At 42.2% G+C, this 16,622-nt stretch carries 20 protein-coding genes; 10 read left to right on the top strand and 10 right to left on the bottom strand.

Features of this window, described 5'->3' with window-relative positions; all coding sequences use genetic code 11:
• A complete protein-coding gene (locus tag CL667_10860) occupies positions 1 to 1,170 on the bottom strand; it encodes an oxidoreductase (GenBank protein MAL18203.1) in 1,170 nt (389 codons plus the stop codon).
• 1 nt (position 1,171) lies between these two features.
• On the bottom strand, positions 1,172 to 2,461 hold the full coding sequence (locus tag CL667_10855) for an MFS transporter (GenBank protein MAL18202.1): 1,290 nt from the start codon (positions 2,459 to 2,461) through the stop codon (positions 1,172 to 1,174).
• Between the two features lie 490 nt (positions 2,462 to 2,951).
• On the opposite strand from CL667_10855, the gene CL667_10850 reads away from it, so the two are divergent.
• Together CL667_10850 and cadA are read left to right on the top strand one after the other, a co-directional pair.
• Positions 2,952 to 3,518 carry an AraC family transcriptional regulator gene (locus CL667_10850; GenBank protein ID MAL18201.1) on the top strand — a complete coding sequence of 189 codons (567 nt, stop codon included), beginning with the start codon at positions 2,952 to 2,954 and terminating at the stop codon, positions 3,516 to 3,518.
• Positions 3,519 to 3,611: 93 nt separating this feature from the next.
• A complete protein-coding gene (gene cadA, locus CL667_10845) occupies positions 3,612 to 5,561 on the top strand; it encodes a cadmium-translocating P-type ATPase (GenBank protein MAL18200.1) in 1,950 nt (649 codons plus the stop codon).
• Positions 5,562 to 5,582: 21 nt separating this feature from the next.
• Here the strand turns inward: cadA and CL667_10840 are convergent, their stop codons facing one another.
• The 4 genes from CL667_10840 to CL667_10825 form a co-directional block, all read right to left on the bottom strand.
• On the bottom strand, positions 5,583 to 6,038 hold the full coding sequence (locus CL667_10840; protein MAL18199.1) for a protein-S-isoprenylcysteine methyltransferase: 456 nt from the start codon (positions 6,036 to 6,038) through the stop codon (positions 5,583 to 5,585).
• Positions 6,038 to 6,799, bottom strand: coding sequence for a hypothetical protein (locus CL667_10835; GenBank protein ID MAL18198.1), 762 nt, complete (start codon positions 6,797 to 6,799; stop codon positions 6,038 to 6,040). Before CL667_10835 ends, CL667_10840 begins: the two co-directional genes overlap by 1 nt.
• Positions 6,800 to 6,804: 5 nt before the next feature.
• The gene (locus CL667_10830) at positions 6,805 to 7,377 is read right to left on the bottom strand and encodes a hypothetical protein (protein MAL18197.1); all 573 of its coding nucleotides are present in this window, start codon (positions 7,375 to 7,377) and stop codon (positions 6,805 to 6,807) included.
• Positions 7,378 to 7,483: 106 nt separating this feature from the next.
• Entirely contained in the window at positions 7,484 to 7,849 is a 366-nt protein-coding gene (locus tag CL667_10825; protein MAL18196.1) for a glyoxalase, read from the bottom strand.
• A 234-nt stretch (positions 7,850 to 8,083) separates the two neighbouring features.
• On the opposite strand from CL667_10825, the gene CL667_10820 reads away from it, so the two are divergent.
• The 6 genes from CL667_10820 to CL667_10795 all read left to right on the top strand — a co-directional run bounded on the left by CL667_10820 (position 8,084) and on the right by CL667_10795 (position 11,407).
• On the top strand, positions 8,084 to 9,292 hold the full coding sequence (locus tag CL667_10820) for a permease (GenBank protein MAL18195.1): 1,209 nt from the start codon (positions 8,084 to 8,086) through the stop codon (positions 9,290 to 9,292).
• A gap of 2 nt (positions 9,293 to 9,294) precedes the next feature.
• The gene (locus CL667_10815; GenBank protein ID MAL18194.1) at positions 9,295 to 9,504 is read left to right on the top strand and encodes a hypothetical protein; all 210 of its coding nucleotides are present in this window, start codon (positions 9,295 to 9,297) and stop codon (positions 9,502 to 9,504) included.
• Between the two features lie 64 nt (positions 9,505 to 9,568).
• The gene (locus CL667_10810) at positions 9,569 to 10,228 is read left to right on the top strand and encodes a hypothetical protein (GenBank protein ID MAL18193.1); all 660 of its coding nucleotides are present in this window, start codon (positions 9,569 to 9,571) and stop codon (positions 10,226 to 10,228) included.
• Between the two features lie 121 nt (positions 10,229 to 10,349).
• On the top strand, positions 10,350 to 10,727 hold the full coding sequence (locus CL667_10805; protein ID MAL18192.1) for a hypothetical protein: 378 nt from the start codon (positions 10,350 to 10,352) through the stop codon (positions 10,725 to 10,727).
• A 19-nt stretch (positions 10,728 to 10,746) separates the two neighbouring features.
• On the top strand, positions 10,747 to 11,028 hold the full coding sequence (locus CL667_10800) for a hypothetical protein (GenBank protein MAL18191.1): 282 nt from the start codon (positions 10,747 to 10,749) through the stop codon (positions 11,026 to 11,028).
• Positions 11,029 to 11,062: 34 nt separating this feature from the next.
• Entirely contained in the window at positions 11,063 to 11,407 is a 345-nt protein-coding gene (locus CL667_10795; GenBank protein MAL18190.1) for an MmcQ-like protein, read from the top strand.
• Here CL667_10795 and CL667_10790 read toward each other — a convergent pair.
• Positions 11,404 to 11,715: a prolipoprotein diacylglyceryl transferase gene (locus tag CL667_10790; protein ID MAL18189.1), complete on the bottom strand. Its 312-nt coding sequence runs from the start codon at positions 11,713 to 11,715 to the stop codon at positions 11,404 to 11,406. The genes CL667_10795 and CL667_10790 overlap by 4 nt on opposite strands.
• Positions 11,716 to 11,895: 180 nt before the next feature.
• On the opposite strand from CL667_10790, the gene CL667_10785 reads away from it, so the two are divergent.
• Positions 11,896 to 12,519 carry a hypothetical protein gene (locus CL667_10785; GenBank protein MAL18188.1) on the top strand — a complete coding sequence of 208 codons (624 nt, stop codon included), beginning with the start codon at positions 11,896 to 11,898 and terminating at the stop codon, positions 12,517 to 12,519.
• Here the strand turns inward: CL667_10785 and CL667_10780 are convergent.
• The gene (locus CL667_10780; protein ID MAL18187.1) at positions 12,488 to 13,897 is read right to left on the bottom strand and encodes a two-component sensor histidine kinase; all 1,410 of its coding nucleotides are present in this window, start codon (positions 13,895 to 13,897) and stop codon (positions 12,488 to 12,490) included. The genes CL667_10785 and CL667_10780 overlap by 32 nt on opposite strands.
• A complete protein-coding gene (locus CL667_10775) occupies positions 13,894 to 14,595 on the bottom strand; it encodes a DNA-binding response regulator (protein ID MAL18186.1) in 702 nt (233 codons plus the stop codon). The genes CL667_10780 and CL667_10775 overlap by 4 nt, the downstream gene beginning before the upstream one ends.
• Positions 14,596 to 14,713: 118 nt before the next feature.
• Here CL667_10775 and CL667_10770 point away from each other — a divergent pair, with 118 nt between their 5' ends.
• Entirely contained in the window at positions 14,714 to 15,511 is a 798-nt protein-coding gene (locus CL667_10770; GenBank protein MAL18185.1) for a short chain dehydrogenase, read from the top strand.
• 40 nt (positions 15,512 to 15,551) lie between these two features.
• Here the strand turns inward: CL667_10770 and CL667_10765 are convergent, their stop codons facing one another.
• Positions 15,552 to 16,472: a DUF58 domain-containing protein gene (locus tag CL667_10765; protein MAL18184.1), complete on the bottom strand. Its 921-nt coding sequence runs from the start codon at positions 16,470 to 16,472 to the stop codon at positions 15,552 to 15,554.
• Positions 16,473 to 16,622: the final 150 nt, after the last annotated feature.

Here is a 16,622-nt window from a genome sequence, read left to right as displayed (position 1 = left end):
TTAATTTTTTACTGAAACCCACAGATTGCCTTTTTCGGTGGACTCTACGACGGCATCAACCAAGGCCATTCCGTGAACGCCTTCATTCACGTCGGGGTAATCATACACTTCCATGTTGTGCTTCTCTCCGGCATTATGAGCTCTGAGATGCATCGCGAAATTTCGATAGATATTGGCAAAAGCCTCGAGATAACCTTCCGGGTGGCCAGAGGGAATGCGGGAATTAGCTACTGCAGTCTCCGACAAATACCCTTCATTATCTACACCGGTTCGGTACACTTCATTCGGCTTACCGAGCCATTTCACCGTTAATGAATTGTTGTCTTTTTGTTGCCACTCCAAGCCGCCTTTATCACCGTAAACACGGACTTTAATATTATTCTCTTCTCCCGCCGAAACCTGTGAGCAAGCCAAAACTCCCGGAACTCCACCTTCAAATTCTAACAATACAGAGGCATCATCGTCCAGCAATCTGCCTTCTACAACTTTTGAAAGTTTCGACAAAACTTTGGTAATGGTTAATCCGGAAACATACTCAGCCATATTAGCAGCGTGCGTTCCAATGTCCCCATATGCGCCGGCCTTTCCTGACTTGCTTGGATCTGTCCGCCATGAAGCTTGTTTGTTATCATCAGCTTCGAGCTTCTCGGATAGCCAGCCCTGCGGATATTCAACCGTAATCTTTTTGACAGGACCGATGGTTCCATCTGCTACCATGCTACGGGCTTGCTTTACCATCGGGTATCCGGTGTAGGTGTGGGTCAGCGCAAATGGAAAACCTGTTTCGTTTACTTTATTCTGAATGGCCTTGGCTTCCTCCATATTAAAGCATAGCGGCTTATCGATGATAACCGGAAAGCCGTGCTCCATTGCCAACAAAGCAGGCTCAGCATGCACGTGGTTCGGCGTTACGATGGATACAAAATCCATTCGCTTGCCATCAGGAAGGGCAGCCTCTTTCTCCATCATTTCTTTAAAAGAGCCGTAAACGCGATCCGAATCTAAGTAGAGTTGTTCCCCGGTTTTCTTTGACTTTTCAGGGCTGCTGCTAAAAGCTCCGCAAACCAGTTCAATTTCACCGTCTAAATTAGCTGCCAGCCGATGAACGCCTCCAATAAAAGAGCCAACACCTCCGCCAACCATTCCCATTCTTAATTTTCTATTCTGCATCCTAAAGTGCTTCTTTTAATTCTTGTTCATCTTCCACTTCTTTGTCCCAAAATAGAGCAAAGAATACAACCGCAACAACCAGCGCCAGTATTGCCGGCATCACCCAAAATGAAGCCGCACTTTCCATCCAGCCCGCAGTGGTTGAGCCATCCAAACTGATGTTATCTCCCCACCAACCCAGCAGGTAATTCCCAATCAACATACCGGCTCCGTATGTAAGCAGGTTAAAGAACCCTTGAGCACTTGCCCGAAGGTGTTTCGGTGCTTTCTTATCAACGTATAGCTGACCGGTTACAAAGAAGAAATCGTAACAAATTCCATGAAGTGCGATCCCAAGAATCACCAAGCCCGTAGTACTTGGGAAAAGCCCGAACAGTAAATAACGGGCTGTCCATGCTAACATGCCTACCAAGAGCATCCATTTTACCCCTAACCGGAGCAGGAAGAAGGGAATCAGCAGCATAAAGAACACTTCACTAATCTGGCCAATAGCCATAAAAGAAGGCGATTGCTCACCAAAAGCTACGGCTGCGATAAAGTCATTGGTACGGGCATAATAGAAAGCCAAAGGAATGCTGATAGCAAAGCTACAGAATGAAAAGACCGCAAAGTTTTTATTGGTTAGAAGCTTGAGTGCATCCAAACCCAGGGCTTCTTTTACATTGAACTTCTCGCCTTTTGCTGAAGGCGGGGTGGCGGGTAAAGTGAAACTGTAAAAACCATATACGAGAGATAATACCGCACTGACTTTAAGCGGAATATTGGTTGACTGGATATTACTCTCAACTCCTGTTAACCATGCTAATAATGGAATATCAATAAACCCAAGAACCGTTTGGGCAACGATAAATCCCGCTACAATCCAGCCAATAGTTCCCCATACCCGAACCTTAGGAAATTCTTTATCGGGATCTTCCATGTTCGCAAAGGAGATTGCATTAACTAACGCCAACGTAGGCATGTACAGTAAGAAGTAGGCTAACATCACCCAAATAAAAACACCCGGATCTGTTACTGATGCTGCATACCAAAGCAGTCCTGCTCCAATAATATGAGACACTCCATTCACGCGCTCAGCATTAAAATATCGGTCGGCAATTAAACCAACAAATACCGGTGCCAGTAAACCCGCCCAGTTATGAGTTGCATAGGCTGAGCCAATAATTGTATTGAGTCCTTCTTCACCTGAAAAAACCTCCAATAAGTAGGCTCCCATGGTTACAAAAAATGCTCCCCAAATAAAGAATTGGAGAAACATCATAATGCTCAGTCTTGTCTGAGTAGTGTTCATATCTGTAGGTTAGGTTGCGGGAATTTTTTTTCACCAAATGAAATTCATTGATTCCGCTAAATAAGGAAGAATAGAGCTAAATTAAAAGAAGCAATTTACCTCTGTCTCTTCTGTTTAAAGAGCCCAAAATTCGAGGCAAATATTTAAATCAAGATAGTCCCAAAAGAAATGGTATAATACAGCTCATCAGTTTGAAACAATATGGAGCGCCTATGTTATGGAACACGACCTTTGATGCCCATCCCCAGTTTCGCACCTTTTGGAAAGCAGAGAAATCTCTGAGCATACCCTGTCGGCACTTTTTAACAAGCCGTAGCTATGTGCAGTCTCTAACTTCTCCCATAAGTTATGATGCCCATTTTAGTACTTTCCAAGACGAGGCAATAGTCTATCCTTATTACTGAAACTGAAAAAAGATCCGTTCTGTTTATTCAGATATTTACTGCCTTTTAGTTTTGAATGACCGCCTGCTTTGCTACTTTTGATAACTATGTCTGATAAACACTTCCACATAAAAAACATGGTTTGCAGCCATTGCGCTGAAGTTCTCAAGGAAAAGCTGGAAAATGCTGATTTTCAGGTTGAAGTGATCGAACTTGGAGAACTGACGCTGAACAAACCCCTTAAAGCAGCTCGATACAATGATCTGGTGAAAGTGATTCGTGAAAATGGTTTTGATATTATTAACGATCAAAACAGCAAGCTGGTTGAGCAAATTAAGCAACTCATTATACAGCTGGTCCGCACCGGACATGAGCTTGAAAACACGCTGTCAGAATATCTTTCCAAAAAACTACACAAAGATTACCAACAGCTGAGCCGTTTATTTTCGGGAGTAGAAGGCAAATCTATCGAACGATATTACATCCTACAAAAGATAGAACGTGCCAAAGAACTCATCGTTTATGAAGAACAAAGCTTGAGTGAAATTGCCTATGAGCTTGGGTATAGCAGTCAGCAGCATTTCTCCAGACAGTTCAAAAAAGAAACCGGTTTATCGCCTTCTCATTTCAGTGAGATTAAAGAGAATCGCCGAATTTCAATTGATGAGCTTTAACAAAATCCTGCACAAGAAATACACAATAGTGTAAGACTCCCTAACCGCCTCTTTATAATTTCGAGCAGACATTAATGTTACTGCCTGCTGTTCATGCAATTTATTAGGAAATATTACGAGGTCTTTTGGTCAGCTTTATTTTTAGCTGCTGCACTTATTGTTCAGCATGCATTTTCTTTTTCAGGAAATGAATTCATTTTCTTGCCACTTTATGGAATCTCCTATCTCTTTGTTGGCGGTCCGGTTTGGATAAAAGCTTTTAAGTCCATTCAAAAAGGCACGATTTTCAGTGAGTTTATGCTGATGGGAATTGCTACCGTTGGAGCCTTTGCCATCGGAGAATATGCCGAGGGAGTGGCGGTCATGCTCTTTTATATGGTTGGTGAATATGCTCAGGGCAATGCCGTCCGAAAAGCCCGGCATTCCATAGAATCACTCATTAATCAACAACCGGATACCGCTGATGTTGAGCGTAATGGAGAAGTACAGCAAGTTCATCCCTCGGAAGTAAAGCCGGGTGAAATAATCCATGTAAAACCGGGAGCCAAGGTTCCGTTAGATGGTGAATTGATCACAAACCGAGCTTCTTTCAACGCCGCGGCCCTAACCGGCGAATCCAAACCTATGACGCGAAATGCCGGGGAGGAAGTCTGGGCCGGTTCGGTGAATGAGTTGATTGCGGTCAAAATTAAAGTGACCAAAGACTACGAAGATTCCCGCCTATCAGACATCCTGAATATGGTTCAGGAAGCCTCACAGAGAAAAGCCCCAACACAAAGATTTATCACCAGCTTTGCCAAGGTTTATACGCCAATCGTAGTTTGGCTGGCCACCGCACTTACATTCTTACCCTGGCTCTTTTTGGATAGTTATGTATTTGAAGAATGGTTCTACCGGGCATTGATTTTTCTAGTTGTCTCCTGTCCATGCGGACTTGTCATATCAATTCCTTTAGGATATTTCGGAGGGATTGGGGCTGCCTCAAAAAATGGGATTCTCCTAAAAGGCTCCGATTATCTTGACCAGCTTCGCAAAATGGATACCTTGTTTTTAGACAAAACCGGAACCTTAACGGAAGGTTCTTTTGAAGTCCAAAAAATTGAACCTGCGAACGGAGCTGCAACTGATCAGATTCTTGCATTAGCAGCTTCTTTGGAACGCCACTCCACACATCCCGTAGCCAAAGCCATTCTGAGTTATGCGAATGGACAGGAGCTTACGGAAGCACAAGATGTTCAAGAAATCCCAGGAAGAGGTCTAAAGGGAGTTATGTCAGGAGATCAGGTTCTTGCCGGAAACCTAAAGCTCATGGAAGAACATAATGTTCAGGTTTCTCAAACTGAGGAAGATGATCCTTCTACCTTTGTTTACGTTGCCTCAGGCGGACAACATCTGGGCACCATCCATATTGCTGATCGGATAAAACCCGATACCGTTCAGGCTCTTAAAGACCTCCGCGAGCTGGGCGTCAAAAAGTTGATTATGCTTTCCGGGGACAATGAAAAGACCACTCGTTTTATGGCCGACAAAATGGGGCTGACTGATGCTTATGGCGGGTTACTACCAGATGACAAATTTAATAAAGTGAAAGACGCTTTAAGTTCAGAACACATCGTCGGTTTTATGGGGGATGGACTGAATGATGCCCCGGTTATTACCTTAGCAGATGTGGGCATTGCTATGGGAGGAATTGGCTCAGACGCCGCCATTGAAACCGCCGATGTCGTCATCCAAACGGATCAACCTTCTAAACTCCCTCAGGCTATTCGCATTTCCCGGTTTACCCATAAAATTGTCTGGCAGAATATTGGCTTTGCTTTAGGCATCAAGGTGCTGGTTATGGGACTTGCAACGGTGGGTTTAGCCACTATGTGGGAAGCTATTTTTGCTGACGTCGGGGTTGCCCTAATCGCTATTGGGAATGCTATTCGGGTTCAACGAAAATTCTCGGAAGAAAAGATCTCACTGTCTTCCTTCTTTGGTTTTGATGATGAGAACTCAGATATAAATAACACTCCCGAAACATGCTGTGAAGTTTGCTGATTGATGTCGCTGCTTATTAAGCTATATCCAACGGCGCACTGACTTTTTATACTCTCTAAACTCTTTCCCAAATTTCTCTTCCATCATTTCTTCTTCGGGTTGAATTTGAAACCTATTCATGTACCATAAATAGAAGATTAGAACGACTAAACCCGTCGGCTCTCCAAACTTAATAAACCCACCCAAGAGTATGAGCAACATGGCAAGATACATGGGATTTCTGCTGAAGCGGTACACTCCGGATGTAACCAGTACGCTTGCTTTTTCGGGATGATGTGGATCAACGGATGTTGAGCTCCTCGCAAACTGAAATACTCCAACTAATCCAATCAGAACTCCGAGAGCCAATATTCCTCTTGGAAGCAACTTCCCTAAATCTATTACAAACCACTCTGGAATTTGTTGATCCAAAGCCCACATCATGCCAATACAAATAAGAAAAACAACAGCTGGTGGTACTTTCAATTTTAGTGACATTACAATAGCCCGGTTTTAGATAATATCATATAAGCTCCGCTAATTGCCATGATGGCTAACACGTATTTACGGAAAGTGGTGTCGGTCATATTACCGAGCAGTTTTTTCCCTACTAAGTTTCCGGCCGTGGCACCAAGCCCAAGCACGATACCCAAAAACCATAAGTCGCCATATAATGCGCCCAAAAAGGAGTAGGTACCAATCTGAACAACGCCCATGAAAAATGAATTAGCGGTTTTGGTGGCTATCATTTCCTCTTTCAAAATTCCAGCATTCAAATAAAAGGGATTAAGAACCGGCCCAAGTGCTCCGACTATCGTTGAAATTGTTGCAACGCCCACGCCCAGCGGTAGCCAGTACCACTTCCTCATTTCAAAGGTGCGCTCTTTTTTCCCGAAGCGATACTGAAATACAGTGCTCACCAGAAAAACCCCAATTATAACCTGAAACCATGAAGCATCTACTTTTGTAAATAACCATCCGGCAAGCAATACTCCGGTTACAGCGGCTGGCGCGTACCACTTTACAACATCCCAGCGAATATGTTTCCAAAAGATAATGAGTCGAGATGGACGCCCGATCAAATCTCCCAAATTAATAATCGGAGCTACCACTTTGGGGCCAAACATGAAGTTGATGGCGGGAATAAGAAGCAATGATCCACCCCCACCGGATATTACTGAAATAATGTAGGCGCCCATTCCGGCGAAGAAGACCGCGGCATAGATCCACCAAGGTTCCGTAAACAGTGCTTCCATCATTCCCGCTAAATTTTATCGAGTGAAGTCCGTTCCGGATTCTGAAGCTTTTGAAATTCACTCATGCTCATTCCAGTAATTTCTTTGAACTGGCGGGACAGATGCTGCAAATTTTTATATCCCAGCTGATAGGCGATTTCGCTAAAGCTCAGGTTTCCATACTCCACCAGCTCCTTAGCTTTTTCTATCTTTAAGCGGATGAAATATTTCTCTATAGTGAGCTCTTCCTTTTTTGAGAATATCCGGGAAATAGATGCATAGCTTTTGGTTAGCTTTTTTGCCAGAAAATCGGAAAGCGATGTTTCGTCTGTTTCCAGATTTCCTGATTCAACCCATTGAATTAGAGTTGTTTTTACTTTTTCTGCTAGTATCGATTCTTCATCTTTAATCAGGCCAAAATTGAATCGGTCTAATTCCTTTTCAATTTCTTTTAGGGAGGGATGATCCCCCTTTCGCGTTACTTCGACTTTCCCAAGCTGCACGTGATTTACATCCAGCCCTAAAGCGGATAAGGCGGTTTCAATAACCATTTCGCAACGGTCACAAACCATGTTTTTAATATGAAGAGTTATTTTTTCCATAGTATGAATTTAAACACAAGATAAAGAAACCACATTCACAGGAGCTTTGCTTTATATGATTTGGGGAAAGTCTTGCTGAATTCTGATGAAATCTGGGTTCACGGCTCTACTCTTGCAAACCATGATCAGACCATACCGCAAATTCATTCCCACTCGGCTCTGTGAAGTGAAACCTGCGTCCACCAGGAAATGAGAATATTTCTTTGACAATTTCACCCCCAGCATGTTCCATTTTTTTCTGGGTGGCTTCCAAATCTTCACTATAAAAAATTACCAGTGCTGACCCAGTTTCTGTTGTGGCTTTTTTATCAGATTTATAGAAACCTCCATTAATGCCCTCGTTAGAAAAGTCACAGTATTCAGGTCCATAGTCTGTAAATTCCCAGTTAAAAGCTTTGGTAAAGAACTGCTTGGTAGCTTCCAAGTCTGTAGCTGGAAATTCTACGTAATCGATTTTTTCGTGATTATTCATAGTAATGGTTCCAATTCTTTGTTGACTCTTATTATGCCTGATAAAAGAATAACAAAAAAGCGTTAATAAAATATCTTCCTTGCTAAATCCTGATTAAACCTTGTCCAATTTTGCTTATTGGAGTCCTGTGATTTGTTTTGTCTCTACCAGCTTTTATCATTAGTTAGTAAGGTAGTTTTATACTGCGTTTTTTTGATAAGCTAAGTTTACTAAACCAAATTCTGTGAATTGTTCATGAATGAATTTTTTCAACTTTACGGCGAATCCACAAAAACTGCATTGGGCTTTTTCTGGAAATCTGGATGGGCTTTCGTCCTTGGGTATTTTGTATCAGGGATGATTCAGTCTTTCGTGCCCAAAGGTAAACTTACGCGGTATATGGGCAACGGTGATATTAAAAGCATTTCTCTTTCAACCTTCTTCGGAGCAGCATCTTCATCTTGCTCGTTCGCGGCGCTTGCAGCTGCCCGTGCTTTAATCAAAAAAGGAGCCCACTTTATCGCTGGTGTAGCTTTCATGTTTGCCTCCACCAATTTGGTGATTGAGCTTGGGATTTTAATCCTCATCTTTTTGGGCTGGCAGTTTTTGGCCGCTGAAATTGTTGGGGGATTGATTTTAATTGCCATCAGCAGCGTGCTAATAAAATTCACTTATCCCAAGGAGTGGATGCAAGCCGCCCGTAAGAAAGTAGAGGATGAGGGAGGAGATATTGAAGAAGACTTTGACTGGAAGCAGCGTATCAAAAGTAAAGAAGGGTGGCGGCTGGTTGGGCACAAATTTGTGAACGACTGGAAAATGGCGTGGGAGGATATCCTGATCGGATTTACAATTGCCGGCTTTGTGGCAGTGTTAGTGCCTGAATCATTTTGGTCTGCCCTTTTTCTGGCCGATGCCACTCATTTACCCGGTTGGCTAGTTGCTCTTGAAAATGCCTTAATCGCACCCTTTGTTGCGGCTTCTACTTTTATTGGCTCGATGGGAAATATCCCTCTTGCAACCGTTTTGAATGATAACGGCGTACTCTTTGCCGGCATCATGGGCTTTATCTATTCTGATCTTATGGTTCCTCCGCTAGTCCATATCAATGCAAAATATTATGGGTGGCGAGTAGCGCTTTACATAGCGGGGATCATGTTTATCAGCATTGTCATAACTGCTTTATTATTAAACGGACTGTTTGGCTATCTCGACATCATCCCACAAAGCCAAAAAGCGGTGTCTGAGATCACTCAGTTCAAAATTGACTACACCTTCTGGATGAACTTAGTTTTCGTATGGATTGCAGGATGGCTGGTATGGCAGAATAAAGCCTATCTCAAAAATCACTCCATGAAAATGATGAAGATGGAAGGCGGCGGAAAAATCAAAAAATTTATGGTTGGTCTGTTTATTGTAATTAACTTAATTGGCCTTACACTTTTCACCATTAATACCATCGGATAAACATGGCTGAGTTAATCTTACATTCTACCATTATTTGTCCTAAGTGTAGAACATCCTCTATGGAAGAAATGCCCACGAACTCCTGCCAGTACTTTTGGGAATGCCCAAGTTGCGAGGAGATCATTAAACCTGATAAAGGAGATTGTTGTGTATTCTGTTCCTATGGAGATAATCCTTGCCCTCCCGTTCAGAATGAGAATAGCTGCTGCTAAACCATTTCTTTCTGATGGTTGAACTTTAGCACACATTTGTTAGCTTAAATAAAAAAAGAGGCCGATGAAAGAGCGTATTTTTTCCTATGAAAATGAAGAAGTAAAAGTCACCTGGGACCAAAAACGATGTATCCATGCTGAGGAATGTGTGCATGGTTTACCCAATGTTTTTGACCCCAACGAGAAGCCATGGATACAACCCGATAATGCTTCTGCTGATGAGTTAACTAACGTGATAAAGCGATGCCCAACAGGCGCTTTACATTATGAACTCAAGAAGGAAAAAAGCCCGGAACAGCCACCCGAACAAAATGTAATCACTATCGAAAGAGATGGCCCGCTTTATATTCATGGTGAAGTTGTGATTCGGGACATGGATGAAAATATTGTTTTAAAAGATACCCGCGTGGCCATGTGTCGCTGTGGTAAATCCAAGAACAAACCGCTCTGCGATAACTCTCATATTGAAGCGGACTTCAAAGCCGACACCACTTATAACGTAGAGCGTTTACGAACTGACCCTGTTGAGGGGAAGGGCGGTGAGCTTTCCATTAAGCTGTTTGATAACGCCCCATTCTTAGTTCAGGGAAATTATGATTTAGTTGGTGAGGAAACAGGATCTGAAACGTGCAGCAAGAAGATGAGCTTCTGCCGTTGTGGTGGCTCTCAAACCAAACCCTTTTGTGACGGAAGCCATAAAAAAATAGGCTTCGTTTCAAATTAAGCGATTCAGTTTTTCGTTATTGGATCCCAAGGTGTTCGGCAGTGATGTAAGTATTAACTTTACCGGCACCTATTTCAAATTGCTTCACCAATAACGAATTAACCATTATTAGATTCACGAAATGTCCAATCCTAAAATCATTATTGCCATTGCTGCTTTCTTGCTAGCCATTGCCGTGGCGGCTGGAGCTTTTGGTGCTCACGCTTTAAAAAACACCCTTTCTCCGGAACGCCTTGAAACCTGGCAAACCGCTGTTCAATACCATGCCTGGCATGCCCTCGGATTAATGCTGATTGCCTTGGTTGGCGTTCAGTTTCAAATCGTTGTTACCTGGCCTGCTTCTTTAATACTTACCGGGATAGTAATCTTTTCCGGTAGCTTATATATCCTGTGTTTATCGGGAATAGGCTGGCTTGGCGCCATCACACCAATTGGTGGAGTGGCTTTTATAGCCGGCTGGATTCTGTTCGGAGTTCAAGTTCTATCCTCGAAACTTTAATCATATAACTACCATAACGATGAAAGCAATTTGGAACGGAAAAGTAATTGCTGAAAGTAACGAGACTGAAGTGGTTGAGAATAACCACTATTTCCCTGCTGATTCTATCAATCAGGAATACTTCACCAAAACCGATTATTCTACTGTTTGTCCTTGGAAGGGCAAAGCTAGCTATTACAGCTTAGAGGTGGATGGAGAAACAAACGAAAATGCAGCCTGGTATTATCCTGATCCCAAAGATGCTGCAAAACAGATAAAAGATCATGTTGCCTTTTGGAAGGGTGTTAAAGTTGAGAGTTAAATAATCCTTCATGATTTAGCCCACCAGTTTCACCATGAATATTGAAACTTTCTACAACTACTGTTTGTCCCTTCCGGGCACTAGTGAAGACTTCCCTTTCGGAGAAGAAACCCTCGTTTTTAAAGTGATGGGAAAGATGTTTGCCTTGACAAATATCGAGACTTTTGAAAGCATCAATCTTAAGTGTGATCCGGTAAAAGCCCTTGAACTGAGAGCAACTCATGAAGAGGTGAAACCCGGATATCACATGAATAAGAAACACTGGAATACCGTCAGTATGAGCGGAGGCTTGGATGATGAGTTCATCACAGAGCTAATTAAACATTCTTATGATTTAGTTGTAGCAAACCTTCCCAAAAAAGACAGAGAAAAGCTTTAACCTTCCTTTGATTCCTGAGGTTTAAGCCGGCTTATCATTTTCTTAAAGAACCCCCAGAAAAAATCCCATTGACCAAATAGAGCTCCATAGATTAGAAGAACAATATTATAAAGCGGCAGAATAGTTACCAGCCAGACAATAGCTTTAAACCAAAATGGATCGTTCTCGGCAATACCCAGCAAATCAAATATAAATCGTCGAGCATACAAAGCTGTAAAACCGGTACATGAAAATACAATCAGGATGACAAACACCTGCATATTGCTACTTATTCCCCACCTCTCCTTCAATTTTTGAAGTATCTGCATTTATAATCTTTTTATTGAAACTTATTCTTTTTCTCAGGCTATATGAAATACCAGTTTCAACTTCTTGTAACGATATTTTTACAAAATAAGTAAACTGCTTCCTTGCAATTCCTATTGCGGGCAGGTAGTTTCTGCGAGAAGGACAAACGAGATTTTATCTTATAGACTAATTACCCGGGTATGCATTCATACATTATGGAGGCAATTGGTGCCTTTTTTCTTGTATTGGTTTTTGGCTTTACTGGTGACCCACTCGCTATTGGGTTAACCTTGATGGCTTTGGTATATATTGGCTCCAGAGTTTCGGGAGCTCATTATAATCCTGCCGTATCTTTGGCTTTTTTCCTAAGAAGACAAATTAACGCGGCTGAGCTTTTGGTCTACATTCTAAGCCAGCTTGTGGGAGCTTTTCTCGCTGCTATGGCCCTCTTCTTTTTATCAAATTCGATTTTCTATGTTGAGCCTCCGTCAACAAACGGGCTTTACCAACAAGTTTTTGGCGAAGTTATATTCACCTTTGTTTTTGTTTTGGTGATGTTGACTCTTTCTTTGACTCAAACTTTCCGCAGAACAAATACTTCAGGACTCGCGATAGGGCTTACCTTTGGTGGAATGTTAATGGTGGCAACTCCGATATCCGGTGGAGTCTTAAACCCGGCAATCTCCCTCGGTACAGCTGCTTTTGATTTGACTCAAGGCGGAAACTCATTCACGCATTCACTGATTTATACGCTCGCACCTCTTACCGGCGGAGCTCTTGCGGCTTTCGCTTTTAGCTATTTTCATCAACAAGTGGAAGTGTGAAATAGAAGCGGCTCCCTTTTCCTTCCGTGCTCTCTACCTTAATATCACTTTGATGAGCATTCAGAATTCCTTTCACCACGGATAATCCTAAACCAGTTCCTCCTTTGTCTCGCGAACGAGCTTTGTCCGTTCGGTAGAAACGATCAAACAATCGCTCAAGGTGTTCTTTTCCTATTCCCGGACCAGAGTCTTTCACATACACCTCTACAACCTCATCACTCTTTGTGAAACCGATTTCAATTTTTCCAGTCAGCGTGTATTTGATGGCGTTTGAAACCAGGTTCTCAAGTACCTGTTCCATTTTATCTGAATCAGCAAGAACAAATGAGGATTCAAGATTCTTGGTTTTAAGGGATAGCTCTTTCTTTTGGGCTAACGGCTGATAAACAGTGAATACCTCTTTCACAATCTCTTGTAGATCTACAATTTCTCGATTGATGAAGTTTTCATCGAAATCATAGCGCTGAAGCGTTTTAATGTCTTCAAATAACCGAGCGATTCTTCTAATCTGCTTCTGTGCGGTCACCATGTACTGCGTTTTCTTTTCGGGCTGAAGGTTTTCAAGTTCCAGCATCTCCAGCGCTCCGGAAATAGTGTGCAACGGGTTTCTTACCTCATGGGTAATATCAGCAAAAAATTGACTCTGCTTCTCATTCAGCCTTTTTAGCTTTTCGTTATCTGCCCGAAGAGTCCCCGCCATGTGATTCAGAGAGTCGGCAAGGGTCCCAAATTCATCGTTCCTGTTTAGATCAATTTCCTTATCAAAGTCTCCTTTAGCAATACTCAATGCTGCTTCATTTAACCTTTGAATAGGCGCGGCCATGTATCTCGCAAAAAGGATACTCACTACAATTACGGCTCCAATTGAGAAAAACATCCCCGCATAAATAATGTGCCGTATACTCGCCACTGCAGCGTAATACTGACTTTTATCCTGGCTTATTCTTATATATTGAGCGGCATTATCAGACTGACCTAAGTCAACATAGGCGATTAGCTTTTCGGGATTTTCTTCGCTTCTTACAATCGGGTCGCCATCTACCTCTTCCAACTCCTGAAGTAAGCTCTCACTCAGATAACTTTCAACTTCTTCAAAAGCATCATTAGGGAAGGTGAGGAAACGAATTCCTTCTTTATCATACACCGCCATTTCATATTGGGAAAGCTGAGCTTGGCGCTGAATCTTGTCATCAAACAAGGCATTGTCTTTAAAACTACCTGCAGCTAAAGCCACCGACAACGCATCACGCTCAAACTGTTCAATACCTTCATCTAACAGAAAGCTTCGTATCGTTAAAATAGAGTACGCACTGATGGTGATAACCCCAATAATGAGCAGAATTATATATGTCCATGCCAGCTTGGATCTGATTTTCATGAATGAAGAAATTCTTTGTTGAATCCATAGCCTACCCCGCGGTAGGTTTTAATTAACTTACCATCATCGCCCATCTTGAGGCGTAGGTTTTTGACGTGAACATCTACCGTGCGATCAAACACATATTTCTCTTCATCTGAGATTTTCTCCAAAATTTGCTGTCGGCTATAAACCAGTTTTGGGTTCTGAAAAATCATTTCAGCTATCGTGTATTCTGTGTGAGTCAAATCAATCAGGCTTTCATTGATATATAACTCCTTGGAGTCTAAGTCCAGATATACATGTCCATACTGAATCCAATTACTTTTTTCGGGTGAGCGCCTGCGAAGCTGGGTCTCTACATGGGCTTTTACTAAATTCAGGCTAGCCGGCTTTTTTATATAATCATCAGCGCCAAGCTCCAAGCCTTCAATTTCATCTTTCTCTTCATCTCGTGCAGTTAAGAAAAGTACAGGTATTTCATACACAACCGGGTGTTTCCTTATATAGCTGCAAATCTCCTTTCCATCGTGATGAGGAACCATGATATCAAGAATAGCCAGATGTAAGTCATTGGCATTATCATCAATGTATTCAAAGGCTTTTTTACCATCTTTAGCCCAGAGCACTTCATAGTTATTCAATTCAAGAAAGTTAGCCAGCATTTCGCCAGACTCTTCTTCGTCTTCTACTAATAGAATTGTGTGTTTATTACTCATTTCTGTACTGTTTCAATATGCTTAACGGTTGAGGTGTTAAAGTACTTTTTTTAATCTTACTTTAACACACTGATACAAAGCTCGGTTACACTTATAGGGTCAAAAATAACAGTTACTCATGAATTACCAAGGAAAAACAATATGGATTACAGGCGCTTCTTCAGGAATCGGAGAAGCATTCGCCCGTGCTTTTTTTAGTGAAGGTGCTAACCTGATTTTATCCTCACGCCGTGAGGATGTCCTGAAAGACGTCAAGGAAAGCCTCGGAGAAGACACTTCCAATGTTAAGATAATCACTTTAGATCTCACCGATTCAGAATCCTTTCCTGAAAAAACCAAGGAAGCTCTTGCTGCCTTTGGCCAAATTGATGTACTGATAAATAATGGTGGTGTAAGTCAGCGAGCAACTGTAATGGATTCCGAGATGAGCACCCTTCGCCGGCTTATGGAGATCAACTATTTTGGTTCGGCCGGACTCACAAAAGAAGTATTGCCACATATGGTTGAGCGTAAATCAGGCCATATTATTGTAACGAGCAGCGTGGCCGGTAAAATTGGCACTAAATTCCGTTCGGGTTATGCGGCAAGTAAACATGCGGTTCAGGGGTTCTTCAACTCCCTCCGTCAAGAAATGTACGAGCATAATGTAGCCGTGACCTTGCTCTGCCCGGGCTTCATCAAAACCAATATCTCCAAGAATGCGCTTACCGGAGACGGTTCTAAGTTTGACCAAATGGGAGACGCTCACTCCAAAGCAATGACAGCTGATGAAATGGTCAAAAAGGTGATGCCGGATATCAAATCCCGAAAAGAAGAAATCTATGTGACGGGCTTAAAAGAAGGCTTGGCTCTTTGGGTGCAACGATTTTCACCCACCCTTTTGAATAAGATTCTGAAAAATCAGAAGGTTACTTAGTTCATAATGGTTAATCGCTATTCGTGAACGATTAACGAAATTATCCCAGCCTTTTTCTTTTGGTTAGATAAGCTAGTAATGCTTTATCAAAAGAACCCTGGGTGTCCATTTCTTCGAAATCAATTTCGAACTCGCTGCAAGCCATTCTGAATTTCTTCGTGTACTCAGCCACTTTTTTCTGGTAGTCGTCACGAACTTGAGCAGGAAGCACTTCTACCTCATCTCCAAGCTCCATATCTTCAAAAACAAACCGCTGATCTGGAAAGTCTAAGTCTCGTTCACTTTTCTTTTCTAATACGTTAAATAACAACACCTCATGTTTTCTATGGCGAAGGTGCTTCAGTGCAGAAATGATTTCCTCATGTTCATCCACATTTTCGAATAAGTCGGTAATAATTACCACCAAGCTCCTGTGATTCAATCGCTCAGCAACTTCATGAATAGCTTGGGCTGAAGCGGTTTTCCTCTTTTCTTGCCCTTCTTTTTCTTCACGAATAAGTTCTCTTTCCAGCTCTGTATATATCTGCCGCAGGTGAGCATAAGTAGACTTTGCAGGGATGAATGCATCAATTTTTGAGTTAAATGGGATCAAGCCACACGCATCTCGTTGGCGATGCATCATATACATAAGTGAAGCTGCATAATGGATTCCATAGCGTATCTTCGTCCATTCCCCAAAATGCTTAAACAGCATCGATGAGCTGGTATCCAGCATCACGTAAGAACGCAGGTTCGTTTCTTCCTCATACTGCTTTACATAGAACCGCTCTTTTTTTGCATAAACCTTCCAGTCGATATGCTTGAAATCATCGCCGGGATTATAAGGGCGGTGTTCGGCAAACTCTACACTAAACCCATGAAACGGACTTTTATGTAAACCCGAAATAAATCCCTCCACAACCTTCTTGGCACGAAGTTCTAGTGAGGAAAGCTTAGATAGTATTTCAGGATTGAGGATCATAGTACAGCAGCTCTCAAAGTTCTTTTATTTACTAAGATTGTTTTGGAACAAATAGTTCATGGTGACTTCTATTATACAGCCTTTCGCTAAATATGTCATGGCAAATAAATCAAGCAGGCTTAGATGGTAGATTATCAATTCAAACTACAT

Source organism: Balneola sp. (genome assembly GCA_002694685.1).
Taxonomy (GTDB): domain Bacteria; phylum Bacteroidota; class Rhodothermia; order Balneolales; family Balneolaceae; genus Gracilimonas.
The sequence above is the reverse complement of the archived record's forward strand: the minus strand, read 5'-3'. Positions and strand labels throughout refer to the sequence as shown.